The sequence below is a fragment of the Marisediminitalea alba genome (assembly GCF_002993365.1).
In the GTDB taxonomy this organism is placed as follows: domain Bacteria; phylum Pseudomonadota; class Gammaproteobacteria; order Enterobacterales; family Alteromonadaceae; genus Alteromonas; species Alteromonas alba.
The window spans coordinates 1-20,612 of record NZ_PVNP01000151.1 but is presented as its reverse complement, the minus strand read 5'-3'; the positions used below and the strand labels follow the sequence as shown (position 1 = coordinate 20,612).

At 50.6% G+C, this 20,612-nt stretch carries 18 protein-coding genes; 5 read left to right on the top strand and 13 right to left on the bottom strand.

Translation table 11 applies throughout. The annotated features are described in order from the left end of the window. Positions 1–9 precede the first annotated feature (9 nt). From C6Y40_RS13900 to yejK, 3 genes are all read right to left on the bottom strand, one after another. Complete coding sequence (locus C6Y40_RS13900; RefSeq protein WP_240621962.1) at positions 10–813, bottom strand: M23 family metallopeptidase; 804 nt, start codon at positions 811–813, stop codon at positions 10–12. Continuing rightward, complete coding sequence (locus tag C6Y40_RS13895; protein ID WP_105935118.1) at positions 809–1,684, bottom strand: 6-carboxytetrahydropterin synthase; 876 nt, start codon at positions 1,682–1,684, stop codon at positions 809–811. Before C6Y40_RS13895 ends, C6Y40_RS13900 begins: the two co-directional genes overlap by 5 nt. Positions 1,685–1,790: 106 nt before the next feature. Next, the gene (gene yejK, locus C6Y40_RS13890) at positions 1,791–2,831 is read right to left on the bottom strand and encodes a nucleoid-associated protein YejK (RefSeq protein ID WP_105935112.1); all 1,041 of its coding nucleotides are present in this window, start codon (positions 2,829–2,831) and stop codon (positions 1,791–1,793) included. A 137-nt stretch (positions 2,832–2,968) separates the two neighbouring features. On the opposite strand from yejK, the gene C6Y40_RS13885 reads away from it, so the two are divergent. Together C6Y40_RS13885 and C6Y40_RS13880 are read left to right on the top strand one after the other, a co-directional pair. Beyond that, positions 2,969–3,190, top strand: a complete 222-nt coding sequence (locus C6Y40_RS13885; protein ID WP_105935111.1) for a YejL family protein — start codon at positions 2,969–2,971, stop codon at positions 3,188–3,190. A 5-nt stretch (positions 3,191–3,195) separates the two neighbouring features. Beyond that, entirely contained in the window at positions 3,196–4,710 is a 1,515-nt protein-coding gene (locus C6Y40_RS13880) for a DUF3413 domain-containing protein (protein ID WP_105935110.1), read from the top strand. A 55-nt stretch (positions 4,711–4,765) separates the two neighbouring features. Here C6Y40_RS13880 and mmsB read toward each other — a convergent pair whose 3' ends face one another. The 4 genes from mmsB to C6Y40_RS13860 are packed head-to-tail and all read right to left on the bottom strand — an operon-like array spanning position 4,766 to position 9,440. Next, entirely contained in the window at positions 4,766–5,656 is an 891-nt protein-coding gene (gene mmsB / locus C6Y40_RS13875) for a 3-hydroxyisobutyrate dehydrogenase (protein ID WP_105935109.1), read from the bottom strand. A gap of 2 nt (positions 5,657–5,658) precedes the next feature. Then, entirely contained in the window at positions 5,659–6,774 is a 1,116-nt protein-coding gene (locus C6Y40_RS13870) for an enoyl-CoA hydratase/isomerase family protein (protein ID WP_105935108.1), read from the bottom strand. Between the two features lie 9 nt (positions 6,775–6,783). Next, positions 6,784–7,938: an acyl-CoA dehydrogenase family protein gene (locus C6Y40_RS13865; protein WP_105935107.1), complete on the bottom strand. Its 1,155-nt coding sequence runs from the start codon at positions 7,936–7,938 to the stop codon at positions 6,784–6,786. A gap of 11 nt (positions 7,939–7,949) precedes the next feature. Beyond that, entirely contained in the window at positions 7,950–9,440 is a 1,491-nt protein-coding gene (locus C6Y40_RS13860) for a CoA-acylating methylmalonate-semialdehyde dehydrogenase (protein WP_105935106.1), read from the bottom strand. Between the two features lie 209 nt (positions 9,441–9,649). Between C6Y40_RS13860 and C6Y40_RS13855 the strand changes: the two genes are divergently transcribed. Further along, positions 9,650–11,308: a response regulator gene (locus C6Y40_RS13855; RefSeq protein ID WP_105935105.1), complete on the top strand. Its 1,659-nt coding sequence runs from the start codon at positions 9,650–9,652 to the stop codon at positions 11,306–11,308. Here the strand turns inward: C6Y40_RS13855 and C6Y40_RS13850 are convergent. After that, positions 11,305–12,171: an NAD(P)-dependent oxidoreductase gene (locus tag C6Y40_RS13850; RefSeq protein WP_105935104.1), complete on the bottom strand. Its 867-nt coding sequence runs from the start codon at positions 12,169–12,171 to the stop codon at positions 11,305–11,307. The two genes, C6Y40_RS13855 and C6Y40_RS13850, sit on opposite strands and share 4 nt — an antisense overlap. A gap of 145 nt (positions 12,172–12,316) precedes the next feature. Here C6Y40_RS13850 and C6Y40_RS13845 point away from each other — a divergent pair, with 145 nt between their 5' ends. Then, the gene (locus tag C6Y40_RS13845; RefSeq protein WP_105935103.1) at positions 12,317–13,330 is read left to right on the top strand and encodes a 2-hydroxyacid dehydrogenase; all 1,014 of its coding nucleotides are present in this window, start codon (positions 12,317–12,319) and stop codon (positions 13,328–13,330) included. Here the strand turns inward: C6Y40_RS13845 and C6Y40_RS13840 are convergent. The 5 genes from C6Y40_RS13840 to C6Y40_RS13820 all read right to left on the bottom strand — a co-directional run bounded on the left by C6Y40_RS13840 (position 13,327) and on the right by C6Y40_RS13820 (position 19,244). Beyond that, positions 13,327–14,073 carry a methyltransferase gene (locus tag C6Y40_RS13840; protein ID WP_338065261.1) on the bottom strand — a complete coding sequence of 249 codons (747 nt, stop codon included), beginning with the start codon at positions 14,071–14,073 and terminating at the stop codon, positions 13,327–13,329. The two genes, C6Y40_RS13845 and C6Y40_RS13840, sit on opposite strands and share 4 nt — an antisense overlap. Before the next feature lie 10 nt (positions 14,074–14,083). Further along, positions 14,084–14,836: a Nif3-like dinuclear metal center hexameric protein gene (locus C6Y40_RS13835; RefSeq protein WP_170308494.1), complete on the bottom strand. Its 753-nt coding sequence runs from the start codon at positions 14,834–14,836 to the stop codon at positions 14,084–14,086. A 3-nt stretch (positions 14,837–14,839) separates the two neighbouring features. Next, positions 14,840–15,481, bottom strand: coding sequence for a TetR/AcrR family transcriptional regulator (locus C6Y40_RS13830; protein WP_105935101.1), 642 nt, complete (start codon positions 15,479–15,481; stop codon positions 14,840–14,842). Next, positions 15,482–16,504 carry a protease SohB gene (sohB, locus tag C6Y40_RS13825; protein ID WP_105935100.1) on the bottom strand — a complete coding sequence of 341 codons (1,023 nt, stop codon included), beginning with the start codon at positions 16,502–16,504 and terminating at the stop codon, positions 15,482–15,484. It lies immediately after the preceding gene. A 166-nt stretch (positions 16,505–16,670) separates the two neighbouring features. Then, entirely contained in the window at positions 16,671–19,244 is a 2,574-nt protein-coding gene (locus C6Y40_RS13820) for a VolA/Pla-1 family phospholipase (RefSeq protein WP_105935099.1), read from the bottom strand. A 343-nt stretch (positions 19,245–19,587) separates the two neighbouring features. Between C6Y40_RS13820 and C6Y40_RS13815 the strand changes: the two genes are divergently transcribed. Next, positions 19,588–20,331, top strand: a complete 744-nt coding sequence (locus C6Y40_RS13815; protein WP_105935098.1) for a YciK family oxidoreductase — start codon at positions 19,588–19,590, stop codon at positions 20,329–20,331. Positions 20,332–20,612: the final 281 nt, after the last annotated feature.

The following is a 20,612-nucleotide window of genomic DNA, read 5'->3' as shown; positions in this document are numbered from 1 at the left end:
ATTCGGTCACTACTGGCGAGGCGGTACCAGCAACGCCGGATCGAGGCGTTCGCTAAACCAGTTGATGCGCCAATCTAGGTGGGGCCCGGTTGCCCTGCCCGTGGCACCAATCTCACCAATTTTCTGGCCTTGTTCCACCAGGTCGCCGGGCTTAACCGTCAGCTTGCTCAAATGCAGGAAGGTTGAGTTAACCCCGAGGCCATGGTCGATAATAATGGTGCCGCCAGAATAATATAAATCCGGGTGTGCCAGAGTAACCTTGCCACCGGCCGGTGCAATCACCTGGGTACCGGTTGGCGCGCCAACATCCACACCGTAATGCGGGCGTTTTGGCACACCGTTAAATACACGCTGACTGCCGTAAACGCCTGTAATTGGTCCCTCGGCTGGCCAAATAAAGTCCACCGCAAAATCTGTTCGCTCACTACTGGTTTTACGCGCTTTGGCGACCCGCCAGTTATCATCCTTTATCCGCTCCAGCACACTTTTGGGCGGCGTTACCATGGCTTGCGGTACGCCTTCAATACGTTGTGTGGGATATTCACGGGCAGTCAGGGTGATCTCACGGGTCTGCACTTCTCCCTCGGGCGTTTGCCAGCGAAGCGCCTGAGTGAGTTTGGCATCACGGCCAAAACCCACCACAAATTTACCGTCTGGAAGTACTTTTACCGGCTCATCGTTCAGCCACACCGCACTACCGGGCATAAGTTCGCCGCGCAATAAACTACCCTGGGTTAACTCACCGCGCAGTTCAATGGCCTGTAACGCACTGCTTATGCATAACAAGCCAAGCAGTAAGCTTTTAAGCTTAATCACCTACCATGGCTCCCTTGCCCACCCCTTCGTAAGCCATCACGCAGCAGCTATCATCTGGCAAGCGTTGTTTTTGCTGGGTATAAATGTATTGCGCCAGGCATTCTACGGTTGAGTCGGTATCAATGATTTCGCAAATTGATTCGGGTAACACAATTTCAAAATAGCCCTGGGCCGCCTCGTAGGCAAAACAGACATGATCATCATAGTTTGCTAAACGATGCTGACACTGCAGCGCATCAGCGCTGATCTGATCTTCCCGGGAAGCAATATAAATGTCTTCCCAACGCTTGGCCCAATAGGCTTCGCTTTCAAGATCCTCATTGCCGTTGGTGATTATATCAACCCGCGAGCGATGGCCATGTGCGATCCGCTGACAGTTACCATCGTGCTTTTTTAGCCCATGGGTATAGTGATAAAACGGTGTGTTAATGACTTCCGTGCGTAGCTTAATGGTAAGGTTGTCCACGTTATCAGGAAGATGAGTGGCTATTACTTCGCGCAGATATTCACTTACCGAGTCCATGGTGATCGTCGGTGCATATATAAACGCGTAGGCTTCCGCCGGGCAATACATCTGAATAGCCTGGTCATTAGTCAGATCAAAGCGTACTTCTACTTGTTCTGAGTCTTCATCACGGCGGATATGCGCCTGTTCGCTTTCTGCCGGTACCAGCAGTTTATGGTCGATATAACCGTCGATCAGGCGTTTCAGGTTCTTTTTCACCACGCCAAAATCCTGGATCATACTTTCTTCATTCAAGGTGCCATCCAGCAGCACATCCACAATCCAGCTCTCACCAACCATGCCACGCTCGGGGCACAGGTAAGAGAAGTCCATGACGGTGAGGTCGTTTACAAATAATTGCATTGTATCTCGTTTAATCTTTAACAGGTTGGCGGCCCGCCGACTGCGAGCCGCCCAATAATCCACTTAGTATACCAGCGATAGTACAGTGACTGTACCACTAGCTAGCTTAGCTGTTGCGTTTTAACTGGTCTTTTAAGTTAGGTGGGATCCCTTTAATCGTCAGCGTATCGGAATCCGGGTGATAGATAATACGGTCACCCAGTAATTTACGGTCAAAACTCAGCGACACGCCGCCGCCCTGACCACTGAACTTCGCCAGTTGTCGTATCGCTGCCGGGTCTGGCTGGACTTCTGGCTCAATAGGCGTTTCCAGCCCCTGGGTAAACTGGGCAAAGTCCCGCTGGTTGTCTTCATCACGGGGTAACTTTTCGGCCAGTTCGCTTATTCTTATGCTGTCTCCGCTGTCTATCTGCTGCTTAAAGTAGTTGGAGACTTCGGTGCGATGCGCGGTTTTCTCTTCGGCATCCAGTCCTTCACTGGCCAGATAATTCTCTACTGAGCTTATGAGCTGTTTATTTTGCTGCTTCACATCAACCTTTTCCTCGCAGCCAACAAACTGCATAAAAAAGTCAGAAACCTTGCGCCCCATGCGCCCTTTTATAAAGCTCACATAACGCTGTTGTTCCGGCTGAATGCGGTATTGGGTTAAATCAATCCGCACCGCCAGTTGCATTTTAGCCAGATCCAGATGCTCACGACTGTTAAGCTCCAGCTGTTGGTTGATCTCCACATGGGCCTTGGTGTTCAGTAAAGTAACCAGTAAGTACTGGGTGGCCAGATATTCATAATGCACAAACAGCACAAACCCGGTTTCTACCTGACCAGTATCAACCAGCGATTTCAGCAGCAGATCACCGGCGGTTTTGGTGAAAGGCACAAATGCCGTGTCGCTGTCTGCAGGCGACGCGTCATGATGGGCCGTGTAGCCGTTTAACGATTCAGCAAAGCTGGCATCTTCTTGTTCTGTTTGAATAAAATGTCCTACCCCTTTGCCCGGCTTACTCACAAAGGTGTGATGTAATTGCTGGCCCAGTTGTTCCAGCGCCGGCGTTACCGGCAGGCAGCCTTCGCGGGGGATCAGTTGCATTTTACCTTCGTTATTAACGATAAGTTGATGCACGACAAAATGATGAATCAATATACTCATGAATTACCAGTGTCCAATTCGTTGATGAATGATGCAGTTTTTTGAATGAATGATTGTTATCAGATGCACAACGATTATAATCGCTTTATTGCCAAAAACTTTGCTTTTTCAAGCGATTTAACGATAAGAGGCGTAAAATGCCCCAACAAAGCCGATACAGTGATGCTGAATTCGAACGTCTGATGAACGACGTTATTATGGTACTAGAAAAACACGGTGCAAGTCGTGATCTTTCTTTAATGGTACTGGGAAATGTCATTTCTCATATTTTTGAGCATCAGGTACCCCCTGCCAATCGCGAAGCGATGGTTGAACAGTTTGCCAGCGTGCTGGTAAAAAGCGTGAAAGGAACGGCCTGACCCCCATGATTTTAGCAGAATCCCCAAGGCGTCAACGGGTAACAAAACTGGTTAACTGGGGTCACTGGTTTGCACTGGCGAATATCGTCATTGCCATTATTATTGCCTCTGTGTTTGTTATCTCTTCACCGGCGCCGGGTACGGTACTGGGTACCTTTTACCTGTTTGCAAACTGGTTCGGGCACATCAGCTTTTTAACCTTTTTTGGGTTTGTGATATTTATTCTGCCGCTGTGCTACCTGGATGTTTCCCAGCGCGTAATAAAAACCATTGCCTCCGCTGTGTCAGCGCTCGGGCTGGCGTTAATGGCCTTTGATGCGCTGCTGTATAACCGCACCGGTTTTCATTTAAGTCATAACTCCGCCTACCTGATAAAGAACGAAGCCGAAGCCCAGCTGTTTCAGTTTGGCTGGCAACAGTTTTTGTACCTGTTGCTGTTGTTTGTGGTGTGGTTTGGTTTTCAGCTGATCCTGGCTAATGCCGTCTGGAAGCGCATCGACCGCTTAATGCACTATCGTATCGGCCGCCGGGTGGTGAGCTTTTTTGTCGTGTGTTTTGTGTCTGGCCATGCTATTCACGTCTGGGCCGATGCCCAGCTCTATCAGCCAATCATTAAACAGGACAACATGTTTCCGCTGTCCTATCCGGCGACGGCAAAAACCACTATGTCACGCTACGGTTTGCTCGATATCGAACGCTACGAACAGCGCAAGCAATTGCAGTTTGACCCGGATATTCATCAGGTTAATTACCCGTCGGATCCGGTATATTGCGCACTGGAACCAGAAAGACAAGCGCTGTTATTGGTACAGATTGACGACGCGGATATCAGCCAGGCGATGAAAGAAGCAGACCTGCGCCATATCGACAATTACTTCACCACCTCTACCAGCATGGGCGGCTTAATCACCAGTACGCTTTACGGGGTTCCGGAGCTGTATCAGCAAAGCCTCAAGACCACGCAACCGGTATTGTTTGGTTTAAGTGATGCCTATGGCCTGAGCACCGAGCTATACGCCAGCTCAGACGCTAAGCTTAAAGCGCAGTTTACCGAGCTTGATTTTAGTGAGCGGTTAACCGGCTCAGCCAATATTGTGGTGGCATTTGCCGACGGTGGTGCGCTCACCCGTTTACTGCAGCGCAGCGATTTAACCAACACACTGGTGATGGTAGCTACGGGTTATCAGCAATCCAAAGGCACGCTGTACACCAATTTAGCGGTTAACAGCGAACTGGCCAGCACCGAAGATCTGGTGCCAACCCTGCTCAATGCAATGGGTTGTAGCGCGCCTTCACAGTTTTACTCCACCGGTCAGAATCTGTTATCACCAAAGCGCGACTGGTTAGTTAGTACCTCTGGTGAAAAGATTGTGGTGTTCTTCAACGATCAGCGTATCGACGTATTAAGTAACGGTAGTTACGATATCACGCATATCAGCAATGAGATGCGCAGCGACGATGCGCTCAATGTTGATTTACTCAGCCGGGCAATCAAACACCTCACCCGGTTCTCACAGTAAAGCAAAAAAATAGCAGCCAAATGGCTGCTATTTTTATATCCGCCTGAAGAAAGTCTTAGTCCTTTGCAAACAGATTAAAGATACTTGAAAAGTCTTTATCGGCGTTGTTGCTCTGCCCCTGATGCAGTCGATACAGCGCCTGCGCCGCAGAGGCCATAGGTGTAGCTGCGCCAACCTGTGCAGCGGTATCCATGGCTAGGGTCAGATCTTTATTCATCAGTTTAACCATAAAGCCGCCCTGATAACCATTGCTTGATGGCACGTTATCCATAACGCCGGGGCAAGGGTTGTATTTTTGCAGGGCCCAGTTGCATCCCGAGCTTTGCAGCATAATGTCTGACATCACTTTGGGGTCGAGGCCATTAGCAATGGCCAGTTGCAGTGCTTCGGACGTGCCTGCCATCAGGACCGATAGCAACATATTGTTGCAGACTTTGGCAATTTGCCCGGCCCCCAAATCACCGGCTCTGAACAGGTTTGCCCCCATCATCGACAGCACCGGCCTGGCCCGTTCAACATCTGCTTCCCTACCGCCCATAATAAACGTAAGCGTGCCGGCAGCTGCACCGCCAACGCCACCGGACACCGGCGCATCAATAAAGGCAATACCTGCCTGCTTAGCCTGTTCTCCCACTGCGATTGCGCTTTGCGCATCAATGGTACTGCAGTCGATCAGTAACGCGCTTTTATCAACATGAGCCAGCAAACCGTCTTCGCCCAGATAAAGGGATTTAACATGGGCTGCGGCGGGTAACATGGTTACCACTACATCAGCGCCAGCTACCGCTTCCTGCGGTGAGCCTGCTTTGTGTGCTCCGGCTGCTACCAATGCATCAACTGCTTCCGGCATCAGATCGAACACCGTAACATGCTGATTATGTTTTAACAGGTTGCGGGCCATTGGCCCACCCATATTACCCAATCCGATAAAGGCAATTTGTGTCATGATTATTCTCCGGATAGTGTTAGCGGGGATTGCTCCCAGGGGCTGGTAAAGTGCAGCTCAACTATGTCTTCAGTGACGCTGTCTACATCGGCAAAGCGCCATTTGGGCTGTTTGTCTTTGTCGATAAGTAACGCTCTGACGCCTTCGGCAAATTCGCCCGACTCGGCGCAGCGGCATGACATAATAAGTTCCATCTCAAAACATTCAGCCAGCGAAAGCGATTTACCCCGCCGGGTTTGCTCCCAGACCAGGTGCATGGTGATCGGCGAGCCTTTACTCAGCGAATGCTGCGCTTTACTCAGCCACTCATCCTCAGCAGACGGCATGGCCAGTATCGCTTTTACTGCCTCACTAGCGCTTGTGCAGCCCTGCAGGGCCTCATCAATACTGTGCTGATGAACGGCTAGTTGTGCCTCAGGCCGCTCATCGGCGCTTAGTTGGTAACGCTCACATAGCTTATCTAACTGAGCAGTCACCTGCCCGTCCTGCCACTGAGTGTCACCAAGCGCTTGAAGCAGTGAAGGCAAAAACTCATTAGCCATGATGTAGTCGCCTAAACCAATAAACAGTCCGTCAGCAGCGTTTAACGACGCCCCTGTCAGCCCGGCGAATAACCCGCTCTGACCTGGCGCGCGGGACAGAAAATAGCTTGCCCCGACATCGGGATACAAACCAATGGTTATTTCAGGCATGGCCAGCCTGGATGAAGCTGTCAATAACCGGTGGCTGGCACCTGCTAACAGGCCGATACCACCGCCCATCACAATCCCTTCACCCCAGGCAATAATCGGTTTATCGTAGGTATGAATGGTGTAATCAAGACGGTATTCAGTGGCAAAGAACTCGGCTATAAACTCCGGGATCTGATTAGCCGCCGACTGCATAGCCTGATACATGGAGACAATGTCGCCGCCGGCGCAAAATGCCTTGGGGCCACTGCCGCTTATCACCACCATTAACACTGAGTCATCCGTTCGCCAGGCATCCAGTTGCTGCTGCATCGCAATGGCCATATCCAGATCCAGCGCGTTAAGCGCTTTTGGCTTATTTAACTGCAGATGACCAATCTGGCGTCCACAGCGGGTCGGAATAAGACTGCTCTGTAGTTTATCTGTCACCGTTTTCTCCTAAACAAGTTCGCTACCTTCCTGCAGCACGCTTCGACTGATAATTAAGCGCATAATTTCGTTGGTACCTTCGAGAATCTGATGGACCCGAACGTCACGCACATGGCGCTCCAGCGGATATTCTTTAATGTATCCGTAGCCACCATGGATCTGCAGTGCCTCGTTACACACCGTAAAGCCTACATCGGTTGCAAAACGCTTTGCCATGGCACAATATGCTGTGGCCTGGGGATCCTGCTCATCAAGCTTGAATGCAGCCAGCCGCACTAGCTGCCGGGCCGCAACCAGTTCAGTTGCCATATCGGCCAGTTTAAATTGCAGCGCCTGAAATGCTGCCAGAGGCTTACCAAACTGTTGTCGTTCATGCATGTAGTCACGGGCGGTATTTAACGCCTGTTGCGCCGTACCAATAGAACAGGTCGCAATGTTAATGCGGCCGCCATCGAGCCCTTTCATCGCAAAAGTAAAACCCTGACCTTCCTCACCGAGTAAATGACTGGCCGGAATGCTGACACTATCAAAGGTGATCATCCGCGTGGGCTGAGCATTCCAGCCCATTTTTTCTTCCGGCTTACCGTAGCTGATACCCGCAGCGTCTGCAGGTACTGCGAACGCAGATATCCCTTTCGCACCATTATTGGCTGTACGGGCCATCACTATGAGTAAGTCGGTGCTGCCCGCACCGGAAATAAAGACTTTGCTGCCAGAGAGTACGTATTGATCGCCCTGCCGCTCCGCTTTGGTGGTTAAGCTGGCTGCATCTGAACCGGCACCGGGCTCGGTTAAACAATAGGAAGCCAGCTTATTGCCGCTAACCAGATCCGGTAACCAGGTTTCTTTCACCGACGCCTGGCCATAAGACGCCAGCATCCAGGTGGCCATATTATGAATCGTTAGCATGGCCGTGGTGGCAGTACAGCCCATAGCCAGTTGTTCAAAGATTATCGATGCGTCGAGGCGGCTGAGTCCCAGCCCGCCGTCTTCTTCCGGGGTATAAAGCCCACAGAACCCCAGTTCACCGGCCTGACGTAAGGTGTCTACCGGGAAGGTGTGGTCTTTATCCCACTGCGCGGCGTATGGTGCAAGTGCCTGTCTGGCAAACTGGGCTGCCACATCAGCAAAAGCCTGTTGGTCTTCGTTTAGATTAAAATCCACTGACTGTCTCCCTAGCGTAAATTAATCGTCAGGTTCGGGCCGGCGGGAATGCTGTCTTCTGGCCAGCGCGAAGTGATGGTTTTGGTTTCAGTATAAAAACGTACGGCCTGCTTGCCATAGGCATGCAGATCGCCGAAGAAGGAGTTTTTCCAGCCGGTAAACGAGAAGAATGGCAGTGGCACAGGAATGGGTACATTAATACCTACCTGACCTACGCTGACTTCAGACTGATATTTACGCGCGGCTGCACCACTGGCGGTGAAAATAGAAGTACCGTTACCGTAAGGGTTGTCGTTAACAATAGCCAGCGCTTCATCCAGTGAATCTACACACAGGCAGCACAGCACCGGGCCGAAAATCTCTTCCTGGTAAATGCGCATAGTGGTCGACACATCACTAAATACCGTGGGGCCAATCCAGTGACCTTGTTCGTAGCCCTCTACCGTGCATTCTGAGCCATCTACCAGACAGGTAGCGCCTTCTTTTTTGCCAGACTGAATAAGACCCAACACGCGCTCTTTGGCAGCATTACTGATAAGCGGCCCGAAGCCGGCGTCTTTATCATCCCATACGCCGGGTTTAACTTCGGCTATGGCACTGGCCAGCTCGTCAATCCACTGCTGTGCATCGCCAACAAATACCGCTACCGAAATAGCCATACAGCGCTGTCCGGCAGCGCCTACGGAAGCGCCAACCAGATTATTGATCACATGCTGTTTGTTGGCATCTGGCATGACGACGGTATGGTTCTTGGCACCGGCAAAACACTGGGCGCGTTTCATATTAGCGGTCGCCGTCTGATAAACGTGTTTACCCACCGGCACTGAACCAACAAAAGAAACCGCTGCGATATCCGGATGATTAAGCAATTGGTCTACCCGCTCGCGACCACCGTGAACCACATTCAGCACACCAGCTGGCGCACCGGCTTCCATGAATAATTCGGCCAGTAATACCGGTGTTTGCGGATCCTGTTCGGAAGGTTTGAGCACAAAAGTGTTACCACACACCACAGCAAGCGGGAACATCCATAGTGGGATCATGGCCGGAAAATTAAACGGCGTAATGCCCAGGCAGACACCGAGAGGCTGTATAACACTGTACGTATCAATGCCCCGGGCAACATTTTCTACCGTTTCGCCCATCATCATGCCAGGCGCGTTCATGGCCTGTTCAACCACCTCAATGCCACGCCAGACATCGCCCATGGCGTCATCAAACACTTTGCCGGTTTCACTGGCAAGGACTTTAGCAATGCGTTCCTGCTCACGCTTTAGGATAGCCTGATAACGCATCATCACCCGCGCGCGCTCTGTTACCGGCACATTTTTCCAGCTGTGAAAGGCGTTTTTAGCGGCAGCTACTGCTTGTTCGGTTTCTTCTGCTAATGCATCCGGTACGCGGGCGATCACGTCGCCGCTGGCAGGATTGGTGACATCAATCATGTGTTCACTGGCGGAAGATCGGAACTCGCCATCGATTAATAGTTTAACGTTTTGCATTACCGTTTATTCTCTGTCGTTAGTTTTATCCTAACGCTATAGCATGACTCCGTTTACGTAAACGTAAGGCGGCGTGAAAGCTGCGCTAACAATGTAAATAAATTGTGACATTGTTAGTCATAACCATACCTATTATTGAATTTACGCTTTTATTTTAGGTCCCTGCTGATATGCTTAACTCAGGTAACACTGACGAACGCGGTAGATGAATGGTGCAAAAAATCAGAGTCGCAATTATTGAAGATAATGCGACGGCCCGGGCCACCATTCGTAGCCATCTGATTACCATGGGTAATTTGGAAGTGGCGAGTTTTAGCACCGGCAGTGAGTTAAAAAACGTGCTGCGCAAGCAGCATTTCGAACTGTTAATTTTTGATTTTCATCTTGGCCAGCGCCGTAACGGTGTTGAATGGGTGCAGGCCCTGCGACAGGCTGATTTTATCCGCCCTAGTACCGGCATCATTTTTCTCACCGCCGACAGAATGCCTCAGACCATTGGCCAGATTATCGACATTCACCCCGACCTGCTGTTACTCAAGCCCTACACTATCAATTCACTGCAACGCGGACTGAATCATTACCTTGAGTACCGCAAGCAAGCCAGTAAAGCGCTGATGTACCTTGATGATGGTTACTGCGATCGGGCTATTGATCAGATTCAGCAACAGCTTCAGTCGCCGCTGTCAGCCAGACTGCGCTCCGACCTGGAAAAACTTCAGGCCAGACTGCTATTACAGGTTCATCAATATGCCGAGGCGCTCGATATTTATCAGCGGGTGCTACAGCAATCCGATAAGGTACTTTGGGCCCAGTGGGGCAAATTAAAATGTCAGTTTTTAATGGGTAACTGGCCGGACTGCCAGGAATCACTGGATGCCATGCTCGATACCCTGCTGACCCGCGATAAAGCATTTGAATGGCTGGCGTGTTTGTCTTTTGAGCAAGCGGCTTATGAGAAAACCGAATACTATCTGGATCACATTCAGGACAGTGAACTCAGCCTGCCGGCGACCCGCCTGAAAACGATGACATACCAGAAGCAAAACCGGGTCCTAGAAAGTATCGATTTACTGCAAAAAAAACGTGAGTATAACCGCTCCACCAAAGAACGCTTCGACGAGTTCACCTTCGAACTGGCTGAATTTTACCTGAGCATTGCCCAAAACAGTCCGATGAATAACCGTGGTGAGAGTCTCACACAGGCCAGAAAACTGGCTGGTGTAGCGGCACGCAGCCAGGGCGACTCGCTGGTCAGACAGCGCCACGATTATTTACTGGCCTACAGCTATGTGCTGGAAGATCAGGGGGAAAAGGCCAGGAGTCTCACTCAACGTGAACACATGCAGATATTTAATCGAAGTTCTGCAAACACGTTAATTACAGCCGCCAGAGTGTTTAGCGCCCTGGGCAATGAAACCCAGGCGTTGTATTTACTTGATATGGCAAAAGTAAAAAGTGAGTTGGGAGAAATGCCGGCAGAACAGCAAACGCTGCAAAGCAGGTTAATTAATGCAGAAAAAGAATCTGGCCTGGCCCACAGCCGTGCCGATGTCTTTAACGAACAGGGGCAGCAATTGTTCGTAAAAGAAGCGTATCAGGAAGCGCTTGCCGCGTTCTATCATGCCCTTCAGCTACGCCCGTCATTGCCGGCGATTGCTCTCAACATGTTGCAAACACTGCTGGTAGAACAACAAAGTAGCTACCGCAGTGTACTGCTGAATGATTTGGTTCAGCAAATTCATCACAGTGAACTGTCTGAAACTAACCAGCAGCGTTTTGCCAGATTACAGAAGAAATACCCGCAAATTAATGAGGTATTGATGGCAGCAACTCACGCCAGCGCCGCCAACCCGGTAACCCCGCCTTAACCCTGATGCAAACGGGTTAATAAGCTCGACGTATCCCAGCGCCCACCGCCGCTTTTTTGCACGTCAGCATAATACTGATCAACCAGCGCCGTCAGGGCCAGAGTCGACCCGTTTTTACGAGCTTCATCCAAAGCGATCGCCAGATCCTTACGCATCCAGTCAACCGCAAAGCCAAACTCATACTCTCCTTTGATCATGGTTGCAGCACGGTTTTCCATTTGCCACGACTGCGCAGCGCCTTTACTGATAACATCGATTACGGTGCCACAATCAAGCCCGGCCTGCTCACCAAAGTGCAGGGCTTCGGCAAGGCCCTGAACAATCCCGGCAATGCAAATCTGATTCATCATTTTAGCCAGCTGGCCGCTGCCGTGACCACCTATCAGCTGACTGTGACGGGCGTAAGCATCCATAACCGGCTGCGCGCGGGCAAAGTCGGCCTCTTCGCCACCAACCATAATCGTTAGCTGGCCATTTTCTGCACCAGCCTGCCCGCCTGAAACCGGCGCATCCAGAAAGCCAGCCTGCTGTGCTGCACAGGCCTCAGCCAGCTCACGGGCGAGTTCGGCTGACGCTGTGGTATGGTCAACCACCAAAGTACCCGCACTGGTGCCAGCCAGAATGCCAGACTCGCCATAAACCACCTGACGAACATCATCGTCGTTGCCTACACATAAAAACACCAGTTCGGCGCCCTCTGCCGCTGCGCAAGGTGTGGTGGCTATGCGCCCACCATACTGACTCTGCCAGCTTTCAGCCTTACTGGTAGTGCGGTTATATACACACACGTCAAACCCGTTGGATTGCAGATGCCCGGCCATGGGAAATCCCATTACGCCCAAACCAATAAAACTCACTTTCATTATTTTTCCTTAGTCCCCGAATCAAGGTGAAGAATGTCGCGCTGCCAAGTGTAACACGCTGACAATTTATTGAAGCAAGCTTAACTTGACTGTAGGGCGCATCCTAATAGTATTAGCGGTACAGGGAAAGACAACGGGATTGCTAATGACTCCTCCACCACGCGTTGCCATGTTCAGTGCGCAGCAGTACGACATTCAATCATTTAAACAGCATCCGCTGTATGAGCAGATTGATTTGACCAGCTTTGAAACCTCCCTGGGGCCGAAGACCGTCTCGCTGTGCCAGAATTTCGATGTGCTCTGTGCTTTTGTTAACGATTGCCTCGACAATTCGATTTTACACCAGTTAAGCGATCAGGGCGTTAAACATATCGCACTGCGCTGCGCCGGATTCAATAACGTTGATACCGCTGCCGCCAAAGAGTTGGGACTGGCCGTTTCACGGGTACCCGCGTATTCGCCGGAGGCTGTTGCCGAACATGCTCTGGCGCTTATCATGACGCTGAACCGCAAAACCCATAAAGCTTATAACCGGGTCAGGGAAGGCAATTTTAACCTTAACGGTCTGCTGGGCTTTACCCTGCATAACAAAAAAGTGGGAATTGTAGGAACCGGCCATATCGGCGCCGCACTGGCACGTTTACTGACTGGCTTTGGTTGTGAGATTTATTGTTACGATCCCTACCCTGATGACGCTCTGATTAAACAAGGAGTGGTATATACCAGTCTCGAGACCTTGTTTAAGGAATGCCATATTATCAGCCTTCATTGTCCGCTCAATGAACAGAGTCATCATCTTATTAATGCCGAGTCACTGGCCAGCATGCGCGATGGGGTGATGCTGATTAACACCTCACGCGGTGGCCTGATCGACACTCACGCGGTTATTGAAGCGTTGAAAAAACACAAGATTGGCTACCTGGGCCTGGACGTATATGAAATGGAATCAGAACTGTTTTTCCGCGATCATTCCAGCGAAATTATTCAGGACGATGTATTTGAGCGACTGCAGACCTTTCACAATGTGTTGATTACCGGCCATCAGGGCTTTTTTACTGCTGAAGCTCTTGATCAGATTGCCGAAGTGACACTGCAGAATATTCTGGCACTTAACAATGGTACGGCCGACGACAGCCGCTTTGTGGTTCTGCCGGATTAATCCGGCCGTTTTTCCAGCCACAGGTGAAAATACTTGCCCAGCCATAAATACGGCTCCTGGTGACCATACTGACGTTCGGTGGCCAGTAGTTCCTCGTATTTGGAATCTGCCATGTCACGGTCACGAAGGTAATCATGAAAGCAGCGAATTCCGCGCATTGAGTGCACTGTAAAACCAAGGTTTTGTACTTCAGCGATAACTTCTCTGGGCACCAGCGGCTGCTGAGGGTTTAAGCGCACTTGATTTTTCACTTTCATACCGCGGGCAATGTACTCAAAATTACCGTACACAGCATTACTGAACAGCGCCGCATCGCGGTTAAAGAAAGTCAGGCTGAGCCGCGCGCCCGGCCGCATACGATCAGCCAGTACGCTAAGTGCTTCAAAGGGCCTGGCCAGCCATTCCAGCACGGCATGGCACACCACTACATCAAACTCGCCGAGGTCATCGATGTCGAATAAGTCGGCCTGCCTGACGGCGATACCGGCATCCAGTTGCTGACGGGCGATAGTTAAAATATCTTCTGAAATATCAGTCAGCGTTAGCTGATGACCAAGCCCGGCAAGAAAAGCAGACATCACGCCTGTGCCACCGCCCAGTTCAATAATGCTTTGCGCCGGCTCTTCGGCCAGCACTTCACTTAACACATCGCAGAGCAACTGATGGCGTAAACGGCCTTTGGTAGTACCGTAAATATTACGGTTAAACTTTTCCGCCAGGCCATTAAAGGATTGATCTTTCAACAGGGTCTTCTCAGGCCGGGTTATCAATGTCGATGAAGGTTACCTTCAGGCCAAACTCACCTGCCAGGTGCTCACCCACTGCTTTAACGCCATAGCGCTCGGTAGCATGATGGCCGGCAGCAATAAAGGCAATGCCCATTTCGCGGGCAATATGGATGGTCTGCTCCGACACTTCACCAGTAATAAATACATCGCAACCGGCCATTGCCGCCTGTTCGATAAAACCTTGTCCGCCGCCGGTACACCAGGCAACCTTGTTAACCGGCTTATCCGCTTTGCCTTCGCAGACTACCAGGGGTCTATCCAGCTTTTGCTCGATTAATGCAGATAGTTCACCGAGAGTGGTTGAAGTTTCGCCCTGGTAAACAATACCCGCTGGGCTTACGGCTTCCAAAGGCACAACGTTGCTAAGTTCAAACAAGGCACCAAGCTGTGCGTTATTACCCCACTGATGATGCATATCAATGGGTAAATGATAGGCCAGCAGGTTAATGTCATGGGCCAGTAAACTGGCAATGCGGCGTTTTTTCATGCCAACCAGTGGCTCACTCTCGCCCTTCCAGAAATAACCATGATGGACCAGCAAGGCATCGGCACCGGCCTCAATGGCGGCATCGATAAGTTGCTGAGAGGCGGTAACGCCAGTCACTAAATGCCGGATATCCGCGCAACCTTCAATTTGTAAGCCGTTCGGACAGTAATCCTTGATGGTCGCGACCTGCAATTCCTTATTCAGATAATCAACAAGTTGAGTCGTCAGCACGATTTATCCCTCGTTTTGATAGCCGTCGCCGCTGATCCCCTGGGCAACGAATGGAAACAGATGTTCAATCACATCGGCAATATCGATGTCTTGCTGGTAGTCCGCCTTGGCAATGTCTTTCAGCGCCTGACTCGATGCCATGGAAAACACAAAGCTGCCAATAGCGAAGTGCAAGCGCCAGAATAATTCATCGGCCGGGATTGCTGGTAATGCGGTGCGTAACATGGCCAGTATGGTTTGGACCGTCTCACCGTAGCTGCCCATGATAAAGCGGCGTAGGTGGCCCTGCGACTCGGTATAGCCCTTACCCAGCAATTGCACAAACATTTCGGTGCCATCGGGCTGCACCGCATTGAGGTTAAGCAGCGGCCCCTTAAGGTTTTGCAACACCTGATCCACGCCTTTTCGACCCACGCTGGGAACCAACTTCGCCAGCGCCTCATCAATTTGCGGCATCATTACATCAAAGTAACGCTTGAGCACCGCCTGGATGAGGTTTTTCTTACTGCCAAAGTGGTAATTTACTGAGGCCAGATTCACGTCGGCCCGGGCGGTAATTTCACGCATCGAAGTTTGTCCGTAGCCCTGTAATGCAAACAGGTACTCGGCGGCTTCAATAATTCGCGCTTTGGTTTGCTTACTCATTTACGACTTTTTAAACCATTGTGGAAGTTGACTGACCATACGCATTGCGGCCCTTTCTGCGCCCTGAGCAAAAGACATCCCCAGCTTTTCGGCAACGTTTTTCTTTTGCATAAATTTCACCGCAAAAATATCGCGCTTCGGGTAAACACTCATGATGTAATCATCAGAGGTACTGATGCCGTCAATCAGGCCCAACTCCAGCGCCTGGCTGCCATACCAGTATTCACCGGTTGCCACTTTAGCAATATCCAGTTCTTTGCGGTTGGTACTGACCCAGTCTTTAAACATCACATGCACGGCTTCAAGCTCTTCACGGAATTTTTCCCGGCCTTCATCGGTATTTTCACCAAATACCGTGAGCGTACGCTTGTATTCACCGGCGGTGTGCTGCTCGTAATCGATGTCATTCTTCTTCAGTAACTTGTGGAAGTTAGGCAACTGAGCTAATACCCCAATAGAACCAATAATGGCAAACTGACTGGCCACCAGATGATCGGCCACACAGGCCATCATGTAACCGCCACTGGCGGCCACTTTATCAACCGCAACGGTAAGCTTTAACCCTTTATCACGAATACGCTGCAGCTGCGCAGCGGCCAGCCCGTAACCATGCACCACGCCGCCGCCACTTTCGACTTTAACCAGCACTTCGTCTTTCTCGGTTGCAATACACAACACGGCCGTCACTTCTTCGCGCAGTTTTTCTACCTCGTGAGCGTCCATTGAGCCCTTAAAGTCGATAACAAAGAGTTTACCGCTGTCTTCTGCCGGCTCTTTATTTTCTTTCTGCTTTTTCTTTTGTTCTTTAGCCAGTTTCTTCAGGCTGGCTTTGTCCAGCGTCACCTGTTGAGCATAGTGCGTGATGTCTTTTAACTGCTCACTCACTGAATGAATTTCCAGTTGCCCTTTACCTTGTTTTTGTTTTGCCGCAGCACCTGCTGCCAGGGCCAGAACAATCACAATTGCGGCAACCAGCGTGACTGCCTTTGCTAAAAATAGTCCGTATTCGTATAAGAATTCCACAAATGCCTCTTGTGTTATTGTTTGTCTGATTTTTCAAGCTGAATCATACCAGTGATCGTCTTCGCTGACGACACACAAAGCCTATTCAGCGTGCTATGACTCCCCCGCCAGACAAAAATAAAGCCAGCTAAGCTGGCTTTATTGGACTCACATTAGTGCAGTAGTGTTAGTTGGCCACTACATCGGTATTAGTGATGGGTAGTGCCTGTGCTTCAGACTTGATAAAACCACCCACCTGCAGTTGCATCTCGCGGGTAACTGCAGGGTCGGCAGCCGGGCTTAAGCTGGATGCGTGCGCACCGCTGTTAAAGCGTACCTGACCACTTACCGTACCGGTCTCCGATGAGATGGTAGACGTCACCTGCTCAAGACCAATCATGGCAGCCATTGGGTGCTGGCCCGCTAATGGCAGCGAAGTTACAACAGGGTTAACCTGATCCGGCAGATTCTCACCACCATCACCCACTACCGACATAAAGTGCACTGGTGTAGTAGCGCCAAGCATTCCGGCATAAGCAGTCGGGTCCCCGGCGTCGAGGATGGTTTGGGCGGCAAAGTTAAACTGCGCAAACAACGCTTCAACTTCAGCTCTGGCATCAGCATCAAGCAGTGCGACGAAATCGGTATAGGCCTCTCGTAGCTGTTCTTCTGTGGCGTTTTCACCATAAACCTGGCCAACGTAAGCAACAAAGTCTTCTGACGACTCACTCAGTAACAGGGCTTTGATTAACGGCCCGAAGTCCGGTGACTCCATCAGGAAGGTAGCAATACCACTGGCCGGTGACTCCAGTGAGGCAGCGTTAATAGCAAACATACCGTCAAGGGTATCATTACCCAGAGAGCTGTTTGCCATAGCAGCAAAGTTAGCACCGGTAATGGCTCCCAGTGAAACGCCCATTACAGACACTTTTGACACGTCCAAATCAATGGCCTGTGTTGCGGTCATATCAGCCACCGCATTTAAACCCAGGCGCAAGCCCAGCAGATCAGCCATGCCCTGACGAACATTATCACGCGCAGTGGGCAGTGAAGCCAGATTCATAAAGTGAGTCGGTGATACAAAGGTTGCACTGATATCGTCGGCCCCATCACCGTTTACATCAAAGCCGCGGCTGCCATGCAATGGCAAATCAATGGCAACAGTTGCAATACCGTGAAGAGACAAAGTACCGCTAATAGCCATCATTTGCTCTTTGGTACCGGTAATACCATGCACCAGCATGACTACCGGCCAACCGGCATCAGGTTTGCTGATCGGGGATCCCAGTGCAGTAGCAATGGCCGGATCAGGAATGGTAACTTGTACTTCCAACGGATTTTCCGCAATGGTGGTTTGCGGGATGGGGCTGTAACGGGTAACGTTCCGCGCATCATCAATCATTTCGCCGTTCACACGCAGATCAGACAAGCCAACCTGGGTACACATTTCGTAGTTCGGACCAGGTTCCGCCATAGCCAGTACTTCAGCTGGCGCACCAGCCAGCACAATGCCGCTGTCACAGGCAGCATGCCAGAAGTCGTTAACCGGCGCGAGTGGATTGGTCATCGACGGAACCGGCAGATAATACGGCAGCGAAACAGAACCGGTGTAACGTTTAGCCGCACAGAATGGCCCGGCTTCGGCAGCAAAAGACTGCGAAATACCCGCGGCTACAGTTTCCATGCCACCCCAGTATGCACTTAGCTGACCAGATAAAGTGCCAAAAATACCATCACAGGTTTGTAGCAAGCTGAAATCAGTGGCATCGATAGCCGCCTGAACCTGAGCAGATTGCCCCTCTTTGGCCAATGCCAGCGCACCATCAAGCGTTGCACTGCTAATCAGACCAAGTGCTTCCATGGCATTATCCGCACCGGCGGCATCCTGCACCTGAACAACGGGAAGTGCCGTTGCCGGATTACCCTGACCGGTGGTAAGAATTTGCACCAGATCGGCAACCAGCAGTTGCTTAACCGTGCCCATCACATCAACTGTTGACTGGGTTGTGAAAGCAGACACATAAGTAATGTCTTCACGCTCATAACCCGCACCAAGTAATGGGGTGATATAGGAGTTTACCAGCGTTTGTAAGGTCAGCTGATCTTCGGTAGCCAGTGGTGCAGTGTTAATATCCTGACGCACCAGATCCCAGGTAGTAGACCCCTGCACTGCCTTACCGGAAGTGTCTTTCAGATCGGTGGTCATTACCAGCATATAACCGGAAGCTGGTTTAAGCGGTTTAAGCGGGACAACGCTTACGGTGTCATCATCAACCAGTGACAATACATAATCAACGCCGTAGGTGAGCTGGTCGCCCAGCTTACACCCAGATGAAGGGATGGCTGCCGCCGCACACTCAGGGTCGCTCTGATCAAGGCCTAGAGTTGCTTCAAACAGGTGGATACCGGCCGACAAGGTAGAAGCGTCCAGTGCCACACCTGACGAGGTTTGCACATCAATGGCAAACGGATGCTGAATAGACCAGCCATCGAGGATATTCAGGGCATTCTGAGGGTCGCCAAAATCAGTTGGATCGGCTACCGGAATGTTTAGCGTATAGTCAAAGAAGCCATCATCACCAGGTAACATTAATAAATCGTTTGGAATATTCAGATCGCCGTTGGCCGGGTCAAATACTATACGAGAAAATGGCGTGTCGACTTGGGTTTCGTTATTAATGTCGTCAATGGACTCACCGCCACCGCAACCGGCTAACCCCAGTGCCAAGGCCACACTGGTGCTAAGGATTAGTTTTTTCATTATATCTCCCTACAAAACGGATTTTTGTTATTCTGGCTCATGATAAGTCCGACAGCTTTTGTGAAGGCTAAATACCTTGATCGCTGGGCAAATATCGAACAAGTACGACCAGTTACTAAACACATATTATTTTCTTTACGATGATTTTGCAAAATATTGTTAACTTTTTGTAACCCATTCTTGTAAATAACTGTAAAAACGTCAATTTATACACCTATCGTAGTAACTTATTTCAACTACGTAAAAGAATCGGTTTACATAAAACAGGATATTTGTATCATCACAGCACTTTTGCGCCCTAAATGCTGGGTATGATGAGAAAGTTTAGCAGGAAACTTGATTTATGAACGACTATATCGCACCGGACCACTTACTCAGTGGAAAAACCATTCTCATTACCGGCGCCGGTGACGGCATCGGCAGACAAGCTGCTATCAGCTATGCTACCCATGGCGCTACCTGCATTCTGCTGGGTAAAACGGTTAGCAAACTGGAAGCGGTTTACGACGAGATTGTCGCAGCCGGCTCTCCCGAGCCAGCGATTATACCGCTGGATTTAAATGGTGCTACCCCGAAACATTATCAGGATATGGCTAATACCATCAGCGACCAGTTTGGTGTACTTGATGGCATATTGTTTAATGCCGGCAAGCTGGGTCACTTAAGCCCCTTTGCTCAAATCCCGGTGGATGAGTGGCAACAGGTTATGCAGGTAAACCTCAACAGCGCCATGTATATGCTGCAGCCACTGCTTCCGCTGTTACTCAAGGCCGAGGCCGCTTCGGTCATCTTTACCAGTTCCTCAGTGGGCCGCAAAGGCCGCGCGTTCTGGGGCACCTATTCGGTATCAAAGTTTGCTACTGAAGGCCTGATGCAGGTATTGGCCGATGAGTACAAAAACAAACCGCTGCGGTTTAATTGCATTAATCCGGGTGCAACACGCACAGCCATGCGGGCTAAAGCATTCCCGGCCGAAGATGCCGAGACACTAAAAACCCCGGCCGACATTATGCCGCTGTATTTGTACCTGATGGGTTCAGACAGCCAGGAGGTAAATGGTCAGTCACTGGATTGCCAGCCTAAATAACCCGCTACTCGCTTTAGCGGCTAACAACAATCGAGTAGGAGGGAGTTTTACAACTCCCGTCCTCTCACACCACCGGGCATACGGTTCCGTACCACGGCGGTTCATATTAACACTGGAACTGTCGGTGACACTCCAGCAGTGATACCAGCCCCATTTTATCGAACCACCCTTTTCTGAAGGCCTGATTCATATGGCTAGCCCCCGCATTCCACCATGCACCTCGTTGGTTTGTCGCTGACCACCATGCCCGACTCTCGCTAAGGCCTGCTTTCATCAGATTA

Bases quoted from the DNA above. Each gene is read 5' to 3' on its own strand.
- C6Y40_RS13895 (WP_105935118.1), bottom strand. From the start codon at position 1,684: ATGCAATTATTTGTAAACGACCTCACCGTCATGGACTTCTCTTACCTG.
- yejK (WP_105935112.1), bottom strand. From the start codon at position 2,831: ATGAGTATATTGATTCATCATTTTGTCGTGCATCAACTTATCGTTAAT.
- C6Y40_RS13885 (WP_105935111.1), top strand. From the start codon at position 2,969: ATGCCCCAACAAAGCCGATACAGTGATGCTGAATTCGAACGTCTGATG.
- C6Y40_RS13880 (WP_105935110.1), top strand. From the start codon at position 3,196: ATGATTTTAGCAGAATCCCCAAGGCGTCAACGGGTAACAAAACTGGTT.
- mmsB (WP_105935109.1), bottom strand. From the start codon at position 5,656: ATGACACAAATTGCCTTTATCGGATTGGGTAATATGGGTGGGCCAATG.
- C6Y40_RS13860 (WP_105935106.1), bottom strand. From the start codon at position 9,440: ATGCAAAACGTTAAACTATTAATCGATGGCGAGTTCCGATCTTCCGCC.
- C6Y40_RS13855 (WP_105935105.1), top strand. From the start codon at position 9,650: ATGGTGCAAAAAATCAGAGTCGCAATTATTGAAGATAATGCGACGGCC.
- C6Y40_RS13850 (WP_105935104.1), bottom strand. From the start codon at position 12,171: ATGAAAGTGAGTTTTATTGGTTTGGGCGTAATGGGATTTCCCATGGCC.
- C6Y40_RS13845 (WP_105935103.1), top strand. From the start codon at position 12,317: ATGACTCCTCCACCACGCGTTGCCATGTTCAGTGCGCAGCAGTACGAC.
- C6Y40_RS13830 (WP_105935101.1), bottom strand. From the start codon at position 15,481: ATGAGTAAGCAAACCAAAGCGCGAATTATTGAAGCCGCCGAGTACCTG.
- C6Y40_RS13820 (WP_105935099.1), bottom strand. From the start codon at position 19,244: ATGAAAAAACTAATCCTTAGCACCAGTGTGGCCTTGGCACTGGGGTTA.
- C6Y40_RS13815 (WP_105935098.1), top strand. From the start codon at position 19,588: ATGAACGACTATATCGCACCGGACCACTTACTCAGTGGAAAAACCATT.